Origin of the sequence: Vibrio caribbeanicus ATCC BAA-2122 (assembly GCF_000165125.1) — a bacterium.
Lineage (GTDB): Bacteria > Pseudomonadota > Gammaproteobacteria > Enterobacterales > Vibrionaceae > Vibrio > Vibrio caribbeanicus.
The window spans coordinates 1-17128 of sequence record NZ_AEIU01000056.1; the positions used below are offsets into that span (position 1 = coordinate 1).

The 17128-nt window shown below is 42.4% G+C and carries 15 protein-coding genes; 7 read left to right on the plus strand and 8 right to left on the minus strand.

Annotated features, from left to right (window positions below; translation table 11 throughout):
* Nucleotides 1-397 (minus strand): BspA family leucine-rich repeat surface protein (locus RH40_RS05385; protein ID WP_009600375.1); only part of this gene is annotated, 397 nt, incomplete at its 3' end.
* A gap of 468 nt (nucleotides 398-865) precedes the next feature.
* Here RH40_RS05385 and RH40_RS05390 point away from each other — a divergent pair.
* Complete coding sequence (locus RH40_RS05390; protein WP_009600376.1) at nucleotides 866-1420, plus strand: hypothetical protein; 555 nt, start codon at nucleotides 866-868, stop codon at nucleotides 1418-1420.
* On the opposite strand, the gene RH40_RS20270 is transcribed toward RH40_RS05390, so the two are convergent.
* Together RH40_RS20270 and RH40_RS05395 are read right to left on the minus strand one after the other, a co-directional pair.
* Nucleotides 1410-1601: a hypothetical protein gene (locus RH40_RS20270; RefSeq protein ID WP_081454972.1), complete on the minus strand. Its 192-nt coding sequence runs from the start codon at nucleotides 1599-1601 to the stop codon at nucleotides 1410-1412. The genes RH40_RS05390 and RH40_RS20270 overlap by 11 nt on opposite strands.
* Nucleotides 1602-1770: 169 nt before the next feature.
* Nucleotides 1771-2955, minus strand: coding sequence for a hypothetical protein (locus RH40_RS05395; RefSeq protein ID WP_009600377.1), 1185 nt, complete (start codon nucleotides 2953-2955; stop codon nucleotides 1771-1773).
* A 205-nt stretch (nucleotides 2956-3160) separates the two neighbouring features.
* Between RH40_RS05395 and RH40_RS05400 the strand changes: the two genes are divergently transcribed.
* Entirely contained in the window at nucleotides 3161-4333 is a 1173-nt protein-coding gene (locus RH40_RS05400; protein WP_009600379.1) for an alginate lyase family protein, read from the plus strand.
* Between the two features lie 16 nt (nucleotides 4334-4349).
* On the opposite strand, the gene RH40_RS05405 is transcribed toward RH40_RS05400, so the two are convergent.
* Nucleotides 4350-4850, minus strand: coding sequence for a hypothetical protein (locus RH40_RS05405; protein WP_206536088.1), 501 nt, complete (start codon nucleotides 4848-4850; stop codon nucleotides 4350-4352).
* Nucleotides 4851-5103: 253 nt separating this feature from the next.
* Between RH40_RS05405 and RH40_RS05410 the strand changes: the two genes are divergently transcribed.
* Nucleotides 5104-6063: a DUF3187 family protein gene (locus RH40_RS05410; protein WP_009600382.1), complete on the plus strand. Its 960-nt coding sequence runs from the start codon at nucleotides 5104-5106 to the stop codon at nucleotides 6061-6063.
* A 23-nt stretch (nucleotides 6064-6086) separates the two neighbouring features.
* On the plus strand, nucleotides 6087-6569 hold the full coding sequence (locus RH40_RS05415; protein WP_009600384.1) for a hypothetical protein: 483 nt from the start codon (nucleotides 6087-6089) through the stop codon (nucleotides 6567-6569).
* 198 nt (nucleotides 6570-6767) lie between these two features.
* Here RH40_RS05415 and katG read toward each other — a convergent pair whose 3' ends face one another.
* The 3 genes from katG to RH40_RS05430 form a co-directional block, all read right to left on the minus strand.
* A complete protein-coding gene (gene katG, locus RH40_RS05420) occupies nucleotides 6768-8942 on the minus strand; it encodes a catalase/peroxidase HPI (RefSeq protein WP_009600385.1) in 2175 nt (724 codons plus the stop codon).
* Nucleotides 8943-9198: 256 nt separating this feature from the next.
* Nucleotides 9199-10098, minus strand: a complete 900-nt coding sequence (locus tag RH40_RS05425; protein WP_009600386.1) for a hydrogen peroxide-inducible genes activator — start codon at nucleotides 10096-10098, stop codon at nucleotides 9199-9201.
* Between the two features lie 85 nt (nucleotides 10099-10183).
* Nucleotides 10184-11035, minus strand: coding sequence for a hypothetical protein (locus tag RH40_RS05430; RefSeq protein WP_009600387.1), 852 nt, complete (start codon nucleotides 11033-11035; stop codon nucleotides 10184-10186).
* Nucleotides 11036-11289: 254 nt separating this feature from the next.
* Here RH40_RS05430 and RH40_RS05435 point away from each other — a divergent pair, with 254 nt between their 5' ends.
* Genes RH40_RS05435 through RH40_RS05445 form a run of 3 tightly spaced genes read left to right on the plus strand, consistent with a single transcriptional unit; the run spans nucleotide 11290 to nucleotide 15547 of the window.
* Nucleotides 11290-11994: an ABC transporter ATP-binding protein gene (locus tag RH40_RS05435; RefSeq protein WP_009600388.1), complete on the plus strand. Its 705-nt coding sequence runs from the start codon at nucleotides 11290-11292 to the stop codon at nucleotides 11992-11994.
* Nucleotides 11981-14464, plus strand: coding sequence for an ABC transporter permease (locus tag RH40_RS05440; RefSeq protein WP_009600389.1), 2484 nt, complete (start codon nucleotides 11981-11983; stop codon nucleotides 14462-14464). Before RH40_RS05435 ends, RH40_RS05440 begins: the two co-directional genes overlap by 14 nt.
* Nucleotides 14465-15547 carry a lipocalin-like domain-containing protein gene (locus RH40_RS05445; RefSeq protein ID WP_009600390.1) on the plus strand — a complete coding sequence of 361 codons (1083 nt, stop codon included), beginning with the start codon at nucleotides 14465-14467 and terminating at the stop codon, nucleotides 15545-15547. It abuts the gene before it with no gap.
* Nucleotides 15548-15665: 118 nt separating this feature from the next.
* Here the strand turns inward: RH40_RS05445 and RH40_RS05450 are convergent, their stop codons facing one another.
* The gene (locus RH40_RS05450; protein ID WP_009600391.1) at nucleotides 15666-17036 is read right to left on the minus strand and encodes a sphingomyelin phosphodiesterase; all 1371 of its coding nucleotides are present in this window, start codon (nucleotides 17034-17036) and stop codon (nucleotides 15666-15668) included.
* Nucleotides 17037-17128: the final 92 nt, after the last annotated feature.

A 17128-nucleotide genomic window follows, 5' to 3' on the forward strand; every position in this document is an offset into this window, starting at 1 on the left:
TTGTGGCACCTAAAAACATACTCCACATATGTTTAACCTTGGAGGTATCCCAGTTCCCGATGGGTTGGTTAAAGGCGGAGGCGCCTTTAAACATTTCATGCATATACCTTACCTTGGAGGTATCCCAGTCACTGATATTAGTATTAAAGTGCTCCCTTCCTTTAAAGAGGCCATTCATATTAGTTACATGAGAAGTACAAAAGCGGATTTGACCTTGTTCCAGTTTATCGAGCTGGGCTTGGTTTTTAATGCCTGTATCGTTAACAACCAGATAGGTGTCACCCTGATGGTTGAAGGTGCTGTTGATGGGTTTATCAAGACATTTCACCGTGTCTTGTGCGGCGGCGGAGGTAGCGAGAAGTAAAGTGCTCCACCCGAGAGATTGAAGGGTCTTCATTGCGGTCCTTATGCTGAAACAGAGAAAGGGCATATTGCCCATAAATCAGAGAGTTACTACTGATAGCTTCGGTGAATTATAAATAACGAAGGGGTATTGAAAAGGCGGTAAATGATTGAATCATCAAAGCTTTGAGATAGGCTGCAAATATAATGGTTTATATTTACACAAAAGGCACTAAGGCTAAAAAAGCCGCATAAGGCGGCTTTAAATTAAGGGTGTTTTATTGAAACTGTGGCCAGTGATGTCGGTCTTGCCCTAGTGGGCTGCCTGTTGCAAAGTTTCTATAGTTTGTTGACTTTATTGGCTTATGGAATGCTCTAAAACACCTTTTATGCGATGTGTGATAATATAAATACATACTAATAATCAATGTGTTATATTGTTATCTTTTACAAGGTTTGGGTAAAAATATCGAGCTTGTCCACCTGATGGCAGGCTATTAACTTTAATCTGGAATATAACTAAATGAATGTAATAAGAATGGGCGTGATGACGCTACTGATTTTTTTCTCACAGTGCGTGTTTGCAAACGATGGCAAAGCTGTTGTTGACCAATATATGCAGGCGCTAATTGCCAGTGATTATAACAAAGCTGCCTCATTCCTCGATAAAAAAACACTCCAAGACTTTAAGCACTCTATCGTAGAAATAGGCCAATTGACGAAAGACAAGAATCAATATGATCAGGTGGCGAAACATCTATTTCCACAATTCAAGACTTTAGAAAACCTAAAAGCTGCGAATCCCCAGTCAGTTTTCGCTCAGCTTTTAAAAGGGGTTATGAGTCAGCCACAAATGCGAGATATATTAGAACAATCACAGTACCAATTTATCGGCATAGTAAAAGAGAATGAGAGTGCGGCTTATGCAGTCATTAAACTCAAAATGGCTATAGGGGGAGAAATTGTTGACTCGACGGACGTCGTTCCTCTTATCGTCAATGATGGGCAGTACGCGGTCGGCCTAAAAGCGGATATCAAAGCGATGCTAATTGGTCTGAAATCGCAATTTAAGCAATAATACTATACCCAAGTGACTTCAAAATGCAGGATTCAGAGCGGTACCACAGTGTTGAGTTCAAGGAAAATAACGCAGCGGAATAGTGAGCTCTTACCAAGTTGTTTGACGATGAAATCGGCGCTGTGGCACGCTCCCGAAGGGCGAGTTGTCTTGCTTTACATACGTCGTTACCGATTTTCAATTTAGATGACTAGATTGAAAATCGTTGCCTTGCCTGTAAAGCAAACCATTCTCGCTGAACCTAGCATCTTAAGGTTACTTGGGTATAATCTTCGATACCCAAGTTATTTCTTGATATTTGGCGATCATTGAACAGGTGAAATATTGAATATATTTCACCTGCATATCACCTAATCTTGTAGAAACAAGTCACCAAAGTCAGGTAATTCTGCCAGTCGGCTACGCATACTGACTTTCCACGTATTGATATCCGATTGAAATAATATTGCGTGGTGATCAAATAACCCTGTGACCTGTGATGTATAAAATGGTGGGTAGAAGGGGCCATGTTCGATGTGCTTAAACTCGCTACCTAGGTTAAGTGGTCGATAAAACTGAATCCAACTAGCAAGCAAACCTTTGCTACAGAGTTGCAGCCGCTCTTCGTCTTGCCATTGATTGTTTGTGAGGTCGCAAAAGCCACTATGTAGTTCGTGAGGTTGCTTAGCTAAATCGCTAAGTGCTTCTCGAATATCTGATGGGTCGAATCCTATTTGGCTACGAATATGCAGAGGTTTAAGGTAGTTACCAACTTGCGTGTCACTGAGGTAATCGATATAGCGCCTAACATTGACAGGGATAACGGCCAGCTCAACATTCAGGCTATTAAAATAGAGCGATGTGAATACATCGTGAGTGGAGACCCAATCAGGTGCGACTCTCTGATTTACCTCTTGTTTGATTTGCTCAAGATAGTTTCGATTTATGGTTTTGCAAAAATGATGGCTTTGTAATTCATCTGGACAACTCGGCTCAGTTTGGTCTGGTACAAAGCGAATAAAATCTTGCTGCCTTGCAAAAGGAAGGGAACTAACCTCTGCATCAATATTAAGCATATTCAGAATCTGATAATAGGTAGCGCCATCACCCAAAACATGACTCATAGAAACAATTACAGCAAATTCATCGTCTTGGGGGGCTTCGCAAAGCAAAACTTTAAATAGGTCGAGATTGTGGTCAAGGGCGCAGAGCCCTGAACTGGCAAAAAAGGCGCGAAACTTCTGGCTATTTTTTGCCTGAGATATTTCCTCAAGAAGATCATCGACGCCTTTATCGCTACCAAGCAGTGTTGGAATATCGATTACGGTTAATATCTCAACATCACTTTGCTCTATTTCAGGAAGTTCAAACATCATACTCTGTTCTTGATCTGAGACTAACTTTGCTTTAATCCATGGGTTGCAGGCTTGAATTTGTTTGATTCTGTTTCGGAGATAGTCTTTAGGTACTTTGCCTTTGTAGCGTGTAACGGATGAGATAATTCCTTCATAGAGAGAACTGGATTTTTCGCATTCAAGTAAGTGTGCTTTAGCCATCGTGACTCCTGATATTTTATTATTGAACCAATTGCTTTTTTTTTGACACGAGACTTTTGGCATTTTGTATGATGGCGTAGGCTCTGCTTGTACTCTTTAGAGTCAGCCTAAAAATGCCATAGTCACTTTCTCTACACAGCTATATTAAAGCCGTCAAATTGTGAGTGTATCGGTCAAAGTTAACCAAGCCTAAGGGGTTAAAACAATGTTGCGAGTTGTGTTGTATTTACTGGCGCTTCTTGTTTGCCCACAAGGTTTCGCCAAAGCGTTTATTCATCCCGGAATATTGCTTGATAAGTCACAGCTTGATTACGTCAAGCACAAGATAAATGCCAATAAGGAGCCATGGCTCAGTCGTTATTTGGTGATGAAAAATCATGCTTTAGCTGCTCTGGATCATCAGCCAAATGCCAAGTGGGAGGGGTTGAATTGTGGTGGTCCTGATGGTGCAGGTAAACACGATCGATGCCGACATGAAATTAACGATGCGAGGGCTGCGTACACTCAGGCTTTGCTATGGTACTACAGTGAAGATACACGCTATGCTGAGAATGCAATTCAGATCTTAAACGCTTGGTCTGATGATTTTACTGGTCAACACGGCGGATATAATCAAGCACTGCAGGCAGCTTGGGCTCTTGCTGTTTGGACTCGCGCTGCCGAGATCATTCGTTATTCTTACCCATGGCCCAACAGACAAGTTGTCCAGTTTGAGAACATGATTAGAGATCGCTACCTTGCCGATATCGATGAGTATAATACCGACTGTTATTTTGGTAATTGGCAAGCCGTTATTACAGAGGCGAAAATTAGCGCTGCCGTATTTTTAGAAGATAGCGAGTTATTTGAATCTGCAATTATCCGTTACCAAACATATTTTCCTTTGTATTTTTATTTAGAGAAGGATGGTCAACTGCCTTTTGCGTTAAATAAGTGCCAATACGCAGCCAAACAAGCGAGACTAAAAACGTATTGGAATATTCAAAGCAAATACACACCATTGGTCTCCGGGCACACACAGGAAACTTGTCGCGACTTAGAGCATACCGCTTATGGTATTGCAGGCTATGTTAATACTGCTCAAACGGCGCATATCCAACAAAGAGATTTATTTGTACAAAGCCAAGAGAGGTTCATTACTGCACTCGAGTTTCAAGCATCATTAGATCAACCAGACAGTCAATTAGATCTTGTGTGTGGAAAAAGCGTCGAAAGGAAAGGGGGCTTAACGGGGACCTTGTTGATTGCTTATGAGCACTACACTAAAGATCACAATATTGCGATGCCAAATGTTAAGTTCTGGATGGACCATAATATTGAATTACGGCCCGAAGGGTACTTCCACTATTTGTGGGAGTCTCTAACTCATCAGCGTTAAGCCTTGATGAAATTGACTATTTTACCTTTTTAAACCAGTAGCTTTTCATATTTGGCTGCCAATTTTTTTGTGCATCTTTAGCGAGCACGCCTGTCCATAACAAATTTAGCTCTCTATTATAGGTACCAATAGAGTGACCACCATATTTGCCTTCAAAGGAGAGAACCATAGGTACTTTGCCACTCTCTCCTGCTTGGCCTTCATGACAGATAAGCTGGTTAGTTTGTTGCTTATCAAGGGTATAGCTAACATTGAAAACGACACAGTTTTCACCACAAACCTCTCCAGTTGGGGAGATATTCATTACATAACTATGGCTCTGATCAGGTGCTTGCCAAATACCTGAAAGGTCTTGGCAAAGGGCGACGGGCTTGGCTATCACGAGTGGACTACACGCTAAAAGTAGCGCAGTGATACTGAGTTGTTTAAATTGCATGGCTGTTATTTCATGAGGTTTGACATGGAGAAATCCTACCGAGTTTGTAGACCTAAGTAAAACCCTGTTTAATCGAAACATTTTGTTTTTCTCCAGTCTTGTATTCCGTGTTGGTGTTGAGCACAAAAAAATTTAATTCATGTCATTTTCATAAGTTTGCATTATATATTCTATTAACATCACATATTTACATACTTTGCACCGCGAAAAGTTATGCTTGTGCCATGTTTAAAAGGTGATGATGATCTAAAAAATCACCTTTTTAACTTTTACCTAGATTAAGAATTAGGGCGACCAAACGTTAAGAAAAGCGAAGAATGGGCGGTGACAAAATATGATGAGTTATAGATTCTCTTTGTTTGTTCCCTTTAGCATTTTACTCTCAAACGAAGTGGCTGCGGCAGACAGCCCAATGCCATTACGTATCTACGCGCAGTCTCCAGAACAATCCATCAGTCTTGAAAATCAATTGAGATCTGCGTTTCCTATCAGTAACAATGGCGTTGAGTTATTTGCTTCGGGAACCATTGCAAGCATTTGGGCTAATAGCGCCGTGGCTGATTTGGATTACTACCAAAATCATGTTTTTGCCGGGATGAATTGGCATGTTACACAAAACCTACAAGCAGAGCTGAAGTTTCAATACACCTATGCTGCCGATAACCGTCTCGATACGCTCACGATCGATTTTCACGATATGTTCAGTATCGATCAAAATGGCAGAGATAAGGTTCCTAAGCACCAATTTAATATTTCGAGTATTTATGGTAACGAAATTCACGATTTTAAGGGAGAAACGCTTGTCCGAGCGCTGCATGGCTATATGCAGTACCATTTATTTATGTCAGGTCCACATGCGCTTGCAGTGGGTGGTAGCCTCTACTACAAAAATGTCGATGATGGGCCCTTCAAAGATTCTGCTTTTGAACAGGGCGCACAAATTAACTATTCCTACTCGGCAGGGCCCCATTCTATCTTCACCACAGCAGGGCTTGTTCATCGTGATGATGACACGATACTTATTGATGCGCATGTCAAAGACACCACGACGACCTTGGCGATTGGCTATGGTTTCAAATTTGGCGGTATTCATGAAGTTCACTTGGAATATTACTGGTATGAGGGTTTTTTGAGCGATGACAGCGCGTTTTCCAAGCCCTCAACAGAGGTGGTTCTTGGCTATCGTCTAAATCTTGGCAATACGGTGTTAGAGCTTGCAACAGTCGAAAACATGGGGCTTGCGGATAATTCAACTGACATTGCATTTATGTTTGGGATCCGTTCTTTTCTATAATGAGTGAAACCAATTGAACAATTGTGGGTCTGATTTTTGGAGATATTGTTGAATTGGGGAATATCGTGATTAAGAAGTCTTGGTTAGCGCTTGTCATTGGTGTACTTGCCCTATCGGGGTGTGCACAGCAAAAGAAATCGTATTTTGTCGATAAAGGTCAATTTGTTACCAAAGAGGGAGTCGTTCCAGTTGGATGCATTGGTAGCTTAATGACTAAACTCAATGGTGATAATGCTGTAGCGAGTGTTTTTCTCACTCGAAACTCTTTTAGAGGTTGTATTGATGCCAATGAGCCTTATTTTAACGGGGATCAAGAGCTTATTCGATACGATATCATCGATAACCTAGGTAACGACACCTACAATCTGAGAGTTTGTGAGAGCATTCCGCAAGGTTCTTTAGGTTCAAGTTGTGACAAGATCACTGTTCAGTTCATCAATCGTAAATACACTACGCCCGAGCAAACCATGGAAGTGCTCAGCCTAGAAAAGTTGGGAGAATGGTAAGCTAATCTATCCAACTCACTTTACAGTACATAAAACCCATTAACTTTAAGAATTATAGGGTAATACACTGAGTCACTAGATAATAGTGTCCTAGTAACGCTCAACGATTCAACTGTAAAGCTGAAGCACTTGTGACGACACCGAGAGCTAGTATAAAAAAAAACGTCAGAGGTTCTCTCTGACGTTTCTATTTTAGGCCTATGCTAGATCATATCGATCTGCATTCATGACTTTGGTCCAAACGGAGACGAAATCATGTACAAATTTCTCATGATTGTCATCTTGAGCATAGAGCTCAGCAAACGCCCGCAGAATTGAGTTAGAGCCAAACACAAGATCTGCACGGGTCGCGGTCCATACTGTGTCTCCTGATTGACGGTCACGAATTTCATACAGGTTGTCATCAATGGGATCCCAAGAATAATTCATATCAGTTAGATTAATGAAAAAGTCATTGGTAAGCTGTCCTACACGATCGGTGAACACACCGTGCGAGGTGCCTCCATGGTTTGTTCCCATTACACGCATCCCACCAACCAGTACCGTCATCTCAGAGGCGGTGAGGCCCATGAGCTGAGCTCTATCAAGCATCATCTCTTCTGCCGTGACGGCGTAACTTTGTTTTAGCCAATTTCTAAAGCCATCGTGCACCGGCTCAAGGACATCAAATGATTCTACGTCTGTCATATCTTGGGATGCATCGCCGCGTCCTGGTGAAAATGGAACGGTTATGTCAACACCTGCTGCTGATGCTGCTTGTTCTACACCGACGTTACCTGCAAGTACAATTACATCAGCCACACTGGCTCCTGTCTGACTTGCTATTCCCTCTAGTATTCCAAGCACCTTATTGAGTCGGTTAGTTTCATTACCAGCCCAAGACCTTTGCGGTGCAAGACGGATGCGCGCACCGTTGGCGCCACCACGTTTGTCAGAATCTCGATAGGTTCGAGCACTGTCCCATGCTGTTGTTACCAGTTCACTGACTGACAGTCCGCTGTCTGCTATTTTCTTTTTCACCGCATTAACGTCGTAGCTTGTGCTTCCCGAAGGAACGGGATCTTGCCAAATCAAATCTTCGCTTGGCACCTCTGGACCGATATAGCGTGCTTTGGGGCCCATGTCACGGTGGGTGAGCTTAAACCAAGCTCTTGCGAAAGTTTCTGAGAAATAATCGGGATCTTTATAAAAGCGCTCGGAAATTTTACGATATTCTGGATCCATTTTCATCGCCATATCGGCATCGGTCATAATCGGGTTTTGTTTAACCCCAGAATTTTCTGCATCGACAGGCTTGTCTTCTTCTTTGATGTTAATGGGTTCCCATTGCCAAGCACCAGCAGGACTTTTTTTCAATTCCCACTCGTAGTTGAGAAGTAGGTGAAAATAGCCGTTGTCCCATTTAGTGGGTTCAGTGGTCCAAGCTCCTTCAAGGCCACTTGTCACCGCTTCATTACCAACGCCTCGAGTTCGTTTGTTAAGCCACCCTAGGCCTTGGTCGTGAACCTCTCCACCTTCGGGCTCGGGGCCGAGGTGAGCATCGTTACCGTTACCATGAGCCTTACCGACAGTATGTCCGCCAGCGGTGAGCGCTACCGTTTCTTCATCATTCATCGCCATGCGCGCGAATGTTGTCCTTACGTCGTGGGCAGTTCGGACTGGGTCAGGTTGCCCATCAACGCCTTGTGGGTTTACGTAAATTAATCCTAGTGTTACCGCTGCTAATGGGTTTTCTAGATCACGGACCCCTGAGTATCGGCTATTTGGGTTATTGGAGGGAGCCAAAAATTCTTTCTCTGAACCCCAATAAATATCCTTTTCTGGATTCCATATATCTTCGCGGCCAAAACCGAAACCAAACGTTTTCAGCCCCATAGACTCGTACGCGATGGTTCCAGCGTAGGCAATTAGGTCTGCCCAGCTGAGTTTGTTGCCGTACTTTCTTTTTATTGGCCATAGCAAGCGTCGAGCTTTGTCTAGGTTAGTGTTATCTGGCCAGGAGTTCAGGGGAGCGAAACGTAGATTGCCCGTACCTGCGCCTCCGCGGCCATCTGTAGTTCGGTATGTTCCTGCTGCATGCCAAGTCATGCGTATCATCAGACCACCGTAATGACCCCAATCGGCAGGCCACCAATCTTGGCTGTCAGTCATAAGAGCGATGAGATCTTTTTTGAGTGCCACAAAATCGAGCTTTTTGACTTCTTCCTTATAGTCGAAGTCGGGTGCCATTGGATTGATTCTAGCGTCGTGTTGGTGAAGAATATCAAGGTTGAGTGATTTGGGCCACCACTGCTTAACTGCCCGTTCGGTTGTCGTCATTGAACCATGCATAACTGGGCATTTGCCGGCAGTTTGCGCTTTGTCTTGTGCCATGGTAACTCTCCATTTACTTGCTCAGTGTTGATCTTGTATCTCTTCATGCGGATGGCACCGATGAGCACTTTCGTTTACAACGGACAAATCACTCACTCAAATGCAGATCTGTTACCAATTGAAGATGCATTCAAAGGATACATTTTTCTCATTGAAGTATTGGAGAGAGTTCCCAATTTGTACAAATGATAAAAATGAATATAACGTTCGAAAAAATCGATTGACGAGATGGACGTTAGTACATTGACTGATCCCGTTAATGCGTATGCATTAGAGATTGTCGAGCAATCTTGGCTAAGGCTTGTAGACTAGAAATGTCGACATAATTGGGACGGAAGGCAAAAACAATGCGTCGATGAGGGCTGGGTTCATTAAGATGAATTGCAGAGAGGACAGGGTAGTGAGTTACTAATTGAGATAGTGCCATTTCTGGAATAAGTGTAGTTCCCATGTCATTCATGACCATCTGAATAAGAGTGTTGAGGCTCGTGGCACGAAACTCTTGATTAGACATTTGTTCAGAAAGCTGACACACATCAAGGATATGATCTTTTAGACAATGACCTTCTTTGAGTAACATTAAATCTTTATCAAGTAACTCTTTTGCAGCAATTTCAACTGCCTTATTTGGCTTATTTTTTTCTAAACTAACCCAGTAAAAATCCTCTTGCCAAAACTCGAGAGTAAGTAAACCGTCGCAAGGAAATGGGGTGGCGATGATTGCAGTATCAATTTTGCCACTCTGGACTAGGTCTAAGAGAATATGCGATTGCTCCTCCACTATGTCGATTTTTGCATTGGGGTAGCTTTTCTTTAATTCAGGCAATAACCTAGGTAGCAAATAAGGTGCAATGGTTGGGATCATTCCTACCGTTAATGGAAAAGATAAGGGTTTTCGATGGCTGTGATTTAAATGTTGTAGATCATCAAGTTGGAGCATAATGGCTGTTGCTTTATCGAGTACAACTTGACCTAGAGGTGTTATCAGTACCTTTTTATTATCACGTTCAAATATTTTAATGCCGAGCTGATTTTCAAGTTCGCTAATCCCTGAGCTCAGTGTTGACTGTCTGACATGACACAGTTCAGCCGCCTTGCGAAAGTGAAGGGTTTTAGAAACGGCTAACGCGTAGGATAATTGCTTTATCGAGAGCATAGATCTCGTCAGAGTTAGTGGACTGTGTGTTTTGAGTCTAGGTCAGATACATTTAATGTTCGATTCTGTCTAACATTGAATGTGACTACCAGCCCTTTTTAAGGCATTGTTTCACTACTTTCCCTGTTAACTTATCAATCTCATAATCTAAATACTGATTGGGGGACAGCATTTTTGTTACATCTTGAACGAAATGATGAGGTCTCACCATTCTTAAAGAACCTTGGTTTTTGCAGATGAATTCAACGTGCGGTAGGTTCTGAGAATCCCTAAACTCCCGCACAAAAGTACTGGGTGTTTGATGATTTAGGTTTTCATTAACTTCTAAGAACCAATCCATGTAGTGCAAACTAAACCACTCTGAATAATGGTTCTGAAAATAGGCCTTTAGCTGGCTGTAGTCATCAGTATTTACAGTACCCATTGATATTAAATTGTGCTTACGTTTCGCATGTATGTCGTTTAACTCATTATTAATAGCGTGACAATATTTTGCATCCCCCCAAGCTTTTACGTTTTGCATGACGGCGTGAAGGATGTAGTGAACGGCGGAATATAAATGGCCATAAACCAGAGAGGATTGATAATAAAGCTTTATTGGCTCTCCCATATACTGGTTTGTATATTCAGCTGGTGCTTTCAAATTAATGTTTTTCAGATGAGCTTTTGTGTAACTGGGTGTAGAGAATGGCGAGCACTCTCTTTGCCACAATGGAATGTCTTGGTTCAGAAGATTATCATAGATGGGATCTTTTTGACGTTTGGCAGATTCAAAACTGAAAAAATCCTCGCCCACGCCGATGTGCCTTTGAAGTTCACTCTCGACCTGGTAACGCTCAAAGTCTGTTAGTTGCCCTAGTAGTTGCTCTCTCTCTAAGGGACTGCGCGCAGATAGATATTTGTCTAGGTGGATTTTATATATATTTTTGCTATTCATTTTTTCACACTTCTATATTTTGTGCGTATTAAAAGTATAACCAAATAAAATGAAATCTTAGAAACTTGTAGTATTTGATGAACATAAATGTAGCGTTTCTCTTTTGTTCGTTAATCAAGAGAGAACAGATTTCTGGGATCTATGTAACGTATTTAATGGGGGTAGAGGAAATACCAATATTCAATTTGTTGTCTACAATTTGAAAAGTGAAGGCTTCATCGATTAAATAAAATTAACAGCGCTAGGATGACCAAATGGATACACCGCATGTCGCACTGAAAGATGCGGAAAAACAGTTTCAAGATGGAAAAGAAATTCTGACTGTTTTCAAAAATATAGATTTTTCAGTACAAGCAGGGGCTAAAGTTGCTTTAACAGGCGTTAGTGGAAGTGGTAAAAGCACTCTTCTTAATGTCATTGCTGGTTTTGAACCGCTTACTGCTGGGAAACTTTTGCTAAATGGTGAGCAAACGGACAATTGGAAAATGGCTCAGTGGAGTCAATTTCGTCGCGCTCATTTAGGTGTGGTGTTTCAACAGTTTAATCTCCTTACACCACTCAATGTTAGAAGCAATATTGAATTTCCTTTGGCCTTAAACGACCTAGGTTGGAACGATTGGTGCGATCACCTAGTTGAAGCTCTCGAGTTGGGGGAGATCCTTGAACGGCATGTAGCTACCTTGTCTGGTGGCCAACAACAACGTGTTGCTATAGCCAGAGCGCTTGCACACAAACCTATGCTTCTTTTAGCCGATGAACCAGCTGGAAACTTGGACCAAAACGCAGGGCAGGAAGTTATGAAATTGCTCACTGAACTTGCCGAGCAAAACAAGACCACATTGTTACTTGTCACCCACAGTCAAGATTGGGCGGAATTTATGGATGCCCATTATCACATTCAAAATGGCAGTCTTGAAATCAGGACAAAGGAAAGTGGACGACTCGATGATGCGTGTTGATGCTATCCATCTTAAACAAGTATTGAAAGTTTTCTGTTCGCATTATCGCTATGCTCCTGTGCAAGCGATAGCCATTCTCCTTGGCATCATTTTAGCTGTGACCTTATTTGTTTCGGTTCAGGCTATTAACGATAATGCTAAGCGAAGTTATGCTCAATCAACAGAGCCGCTTAGCGCACGTGCGGAAAGTTTGATCATTCCAGCGGTTGGTCGGGAATACTTTTCAGAAGAGGTTTATTTCACATTGCGCAAAGCAGGCATCTCCAATTTACTCCCGGTTTTGGAAGGCAAAGTTCGTGATGAAACAGGCAGGCGTTGGGGACTTCAATCGGTTGACTTGGTGGCCGCGATAAATAGTCAACAACTATCCCAAAGCCGCTCCTCGCAAAGTGGCTATGACTCTTCTCTTTTTTCTACAGGTATGCCGCTAGGTGATCTTTTAAGCGGTGAACCCATTGTGTTGATGAGTTCTGCTCAAGTAAGCTCAATGGGTGGATTAGAGAGCTCGGTCTTCAATGATATTTCGGTTGACATCGTTCGTGTTCCAGACGAGGTGGGACTGGGCAGTCGAATGCTAACAGACCTAAGTTTTGGTCAGACACTACTTAATGCGTCCGGCAAGCTCAGTTATATCGCTATTTTTGAAAAAGATGTAAAACACGTGGCAGGTATCGTCGGAGATGACGGCCAGTGGATCATGAACAATCAAGCGGCCGAATTGGGCACGCTGACAGATAGCTTTCATTTAAATTTAACTGCAATGAGCTTACTCGCTTTCATTGTTGGACTTTTTATTACCTACAATGGGATTAAATACAGTTTAATCAAACGACAAAAACTTATGGTTCAGCTCCAGCAAGTAGGAGTAACGCCAACGGCATTGGTTTATGCCTTGCTTTCTGAATTGGCAATTTTGGTTGCGATCGGCACAATCTTAGGGTTTGTTCTGGGCATCCAGCTAAGTCATGTACTTTACCCTACTGTGGCGATGACACTCGAGCAGCTCTATGGTGCAACGTTGCTTCCTGGTGAGTGGCAGGGGATTTGGTTTTTCCAAGCTTTAGCCTTCACATCCATCACTCTTCTTGTGGCCAGCTGGCAACATTTTAGGCAAGCGATAAATCAACCTTTGTCATCTCATACCGGTTTTTATCAAAAGCCAGCCTCAATGAGCAGTCACCAATTAGTTATCTGTGCTTTGTTGCTTACTGGAATTGGGGTTGCTGGTTTGTGGCAAAGTGAACACCACCGTTGGACTATGGCTTGGTTGGGTGTACTTATCGTTGCTATTCCTCTTTATATCCCATATTCGCTGTTATTTTTGACCTCGCTATGTGAGAAAAGAGTAAGGGTAGGGCTTTGGCAGTATTTGTTTAATGAGTTAAGAGAACTTATCAGTCCCATGTCTCACGCCATGATGGCTTTGCTGTTGGCGGTCACGGCCAGTATTGGTATGAGTACTTTGGTTGGGAGTTTTGAATCGACACTTAAAAGCTGGCTAGATCAAAAGCTTCATGCTGATATGTATATTAGTGCACCTGCCGAGACTATTTCCCAACTGGAGCAGCAGCTATTGCGCGTTGACGGCGTTGAAAAGGTTTATAAGCAATATTCTGCTGAAGCCACTCTGCTGGGTTTACCGATTATTATAACGAGTAAAGACAAGGCTAGTTTAGAAGCAACGACGGTGTTTAAAGAAAGAGCCCGTCAGTTTTGGAGCCACTTTTACTCTGGTGATATGGTTGCGATTAGTGAGCCTACAGCGATTAAATTGGGTTTGAACCTCAATAGTACGATTACCATTGATGCGCTCAAACAGAGCAACGTCAAGGTTGGTGCCATTTTTTATGACTATGGCTCACCCAACGGAGAAGTGATGATAGCTCCAAAGATTTGGTTTGAAAATGGCTTTAATCAGCGGCCCGACAGTTTAGGATTGAGTACTTCTAGCAACATAAATGAGCTGAAAGATGACTTGATCAAACGACTTGACCTAAACCCCAATCAAATGTTCGATCAGGCAGAGATTAAATCGATTGCTTTGATGATTTTTGCGCAAACATTCAGTATTACGCGAGCTCTAAATGTAATTACCTTGATGGTTGCTGTCGTGGGTCTGTTCACGACTTGCTTGATGCTTATTGATGCTCGAAGAGCTGCTATAGCACGTTTATTTGCTTTAGGAGTTGGACGTGAAAGCTTGATGGCGCTGATGGTCGGTCAGATTTTGTTTTTGGTATTATTTACATTACTCATTGCGCTTCCTATTGGTATCTTTGTGGGCTACGTACTGACAGAAGTTATCACACTACGGGCTTTTGGTTGGAGCTTAGAGTTTATATTGAGTTGGTCTAATATCTTCTTTATTGTGTTTATGACGCTAGTTGTGTCGATAACTGCAACTCTCCTTCCTATTTGGCGGCTGGTGAATAGACCATTGATGGTAAGTTTACAGAGTGAGGTATTATAAATGCTCATGAGATTGGCAGCGTTTATTGCTGCAACACTCATTTTGACTGCCTGCGGTGAAAATAATGAACCCAGTGATAGCAATTGGATGAGTCAGACTAACTCTAATTTTGCACAAGTTGTCCCCGACAAAGAGGTTAACCTGCCAAGTGACCATGCTAGCCATGATGCGTTCAAACATGAGTGGTGGTATTTCACTGCCAATCTGGTTGATGAAAAAGGGCAGTCTCTTGGTGTTCAGTGGACACAATTTAGAGTTGCACTTTCTCCCAAAGTACCAAATCAGGACGGAGCCTCAACTCAGTGGAAAACTCAACAAATGTTTATGGCTCATAGTGCTATCACAACAAAAGAACAACATGTTGCTGATGAACGCTGGTCGCGCTCACATCCAAATGTTGCAGGAGTAAACGCCAACCCCTTTTCTGTCTATATTGATGATTGGCATTGGCGTGCAGAGAGTGTTGAGCCTTTTCCAGCTGTTGTAAACGTGAAAACAAAGGACATGTCATACAAGCTCTTGTTAGAGGCATCTGCCCCTTATCAAAAACAAGGAAATCTTGGTTTTAGCAAAAAGAGTATCAATGGTAAGGTTGCATCATATTATTTTAGTCAGCCTTTTATAAAGGTGAGTGGAGAGGTCATTGTTGAAGGGCAGCGGCATCAAGTCACAGGGACGGGCTGGTTAGACAGAGAGTGGAGTTCTCAATTTTTGCTCGAAACACAGCAAGGCTGGGATTGGTTTGCTCTACGGCTCAGTGAAGATACTGCGTTAGTCGTATTCCAACTACGAGAAAAGGGAGCTCCTGAATACACTTACGCCCGGTTAATGAAAAGAGATGGCTCCCATACGCGTGTTGAACAAAAAGACATAAAAATAAAGTCTAAGGCAATGACAGAGATAGGTGATCAAAGTTACCCGACTCTCTGGCAACTTATCATTCCATCGTTAGATGTTGATCTTGAGATAAGCGCATTGAACCCTCTTGCCAGAATGCCTCTAACCATTTCTTACTGGGAGGGACCCACTGTTATAAGTGGTTCCCATCAGGGCTTTGGTTATATGGAGTTAACGGGATACTGAGGGTATCGTAGATCTTGAGTTGACTTTGAGCCTGTATCTAAAGAGCTTGATAACCTTCTATTCGCTATCTTAAATGACGGACATTGACTATTGTCCGCCATAGGAAAATTTTTGCGACTTATTCAGTTTCAATTGGATCGAACTCAAACTCACCGTTGACTGCGAAATGATCCGATAAATGCCAATCATCCCACGTCGCATAGCTGACTCTTTGTTTGAGTTGGACTGTATTAATATTTTTTCTCGCCCTAAGGTGTTCTGAACTTACAAGAACGTAGTCCAAATATTCTACCGTCTCTCCACCGGAGTAATTCGCTCTGGCATAGCGGTTAATAGTGGGGTCGAAAGTGGCCTCTCTATGACCGTCATAGGCAGGGGGATCAACCTCCAATGTTGCGAGCATCAGCAGGTATTCTAAAAAGTCGCTATTTTTATCAATATTAAAATCACCTGCAAAGATGACGACTTCATTGCTCGGTATCTGTTTTGTCAGCATAAAAGTTCGAAGAAGACCGAGTTGTAAACGACGCAGTCTTTTGGCTTCTGGTGTGCTGAAAGAGGCCAAATGGGTATTAAAAATATTATAGATTTGCCCATTCTTATCGATTTTTGTGTATACGATCCCTTTATCTGCATGGCAGTCTGTCCCAGAACAATGGTTAAAAATGATCGCGTCTGTTTCAAGAATGGGGTACCGGCTTAGGGTGACTACGCCTCCATCGTACATGGCCATACTGTCTCCACCAACGACGTCGGTTTTATATGGGTACTCCCTTGATAAAGAGTCAAATAACGCATCTCTGTCTGATGCGAAGGCCTCTTGGAGTGCTAGCACATCATAACCTGATAGGCTGTGCTCCATAAGGTTTGCTCGTTCTGTGATATCGGAAGATACGGCAGGGATCATCCAAAGATTATAAGTTCCAACAGATATTGCATTGCTGCGTTCTTCAGGCATGGGTACGTGATGTTCGGCAATCACAAATTCAACATCATCAAAACCTGATGTGTATATTGCTTTCATCCCATATTCAGTATGATTACCATTTTGATCGTGTAGCTTCACGACATATGGGTCGTAGTCTGTCTTTAAATTCATATCTTTATAGCCGTATGATAAATGGGTACCAGCCCCATGCCCTTCAAATTTGAGCTGAGCAAGAGGTGTTTCGGATGTCCAATACCATTCACCTTCTTCATTTTGTCTCGACACATGAAAGTAATAATTGTAGATGGCCCCATTCTCAATTCCGTAGTAGCGATTAAATGTCGCGAGTTTTACTTTTTGGTAGGGTTGAATGACTAATACACCCTGAGGGTTATGTTCAGGTAAATGATATTGGTTGCCTTCTTCGACAGGTGCTGTCGTGTCAGTTATTAAACTTACCCGAATGGGGGAGTCGGTACGATTGATATAGTAAGCAGATGTTGCCATCGACTGAAATGCCATCAACCACAACAGTGCCACCATAATTAACTTTCTTGTCATTTTTCTTCCTTGTTTTTATTTTACATGTTGGTTTAAAAGTAACCTACTCCGCATAAGCAACCGATTGCAATTCTGGAAAATAAAAACTGTGC

Coding starts and splice junctions, on each gene's coding strand:
- RH40_RS05390 (WP_009600376.1), top strand. CDS start 866: ATGAATGTAATAAGAATGGGCGTGATGACGCTACTGATTTTTTTCTCA.
- RH40_RS05445 (WP_009600390.1), top strand. CDS start 14,465: ATGCTCATGAGATTGGCAGCGTTTATTGCTGCAACACTCATTTTGACT.
- RH40_RS05430 (WP_009600387.1), bottom strand. CDS start 11,035: ATGAATAGCAAAAATATATATAAAATCCACCTAGACAAATATCTATCT.
- RH40_RS05410 (WP_009600382.1), top strand. CDS start 5,104: ATGATGAGTTATAGATTCTCTTTGTTTGTTCCCTTTAGCATTTTACTC.
- RH40_RS05440 (WP_009600389.1), top strand. CDS start 11,981: ATGATGCGTGTTGATGCTATCCATCTTAAACAAGTATTGAAAGTTTTC.
- katG (WP_009600385.1), bottom strand. CDS start 8,942: ATGGCACAAGACAAAGCGCAAACTGCCGGCAAATGCCCAGTTATGCAT.
- RH40_RS05435 (WP_009600388.1), top strand. CDS start 11,290: ATGGATACACCGCATGTCGCACTGAAAGATGCGGAAAAACAGTTTCAA.
- RH40_RS05425 (WP_009600386.1), bottom strand. CDS start 10,098: ATGCTCTCGATAAAGCAATTATCCTACGCGTTAGCCGTTTCTAAAACC.
- RH40_RS05400 (WP_009600379.1), top strand. CDS start 3,161: ATGTTGCGAGTTGTGTTGTATTTACTGGCGCTTCTTGTTTGCCCACAA.
- RH40_RS05395 (WP_009600377.1), bottom strand. CDS start 2,955: ATGGCTAAAGCACACTTACTTGAATGCGAAAAATCCAGTTCTCTCTAT.
- RH40_RS05450 (WP_009600391.1), bottom strand. CDS start 17,036: ATGACAAGAAAGTTAATTATGGTGGCACTGTTGTGGTTGATGGCATTT.
- RH40_RS05405 (WP_206536088.1), bottom strand. CDS start 4,850: ATGTTTCGATTAAACAGGGTTTTACTTAGGTCTACAAACTCGGTAGGA.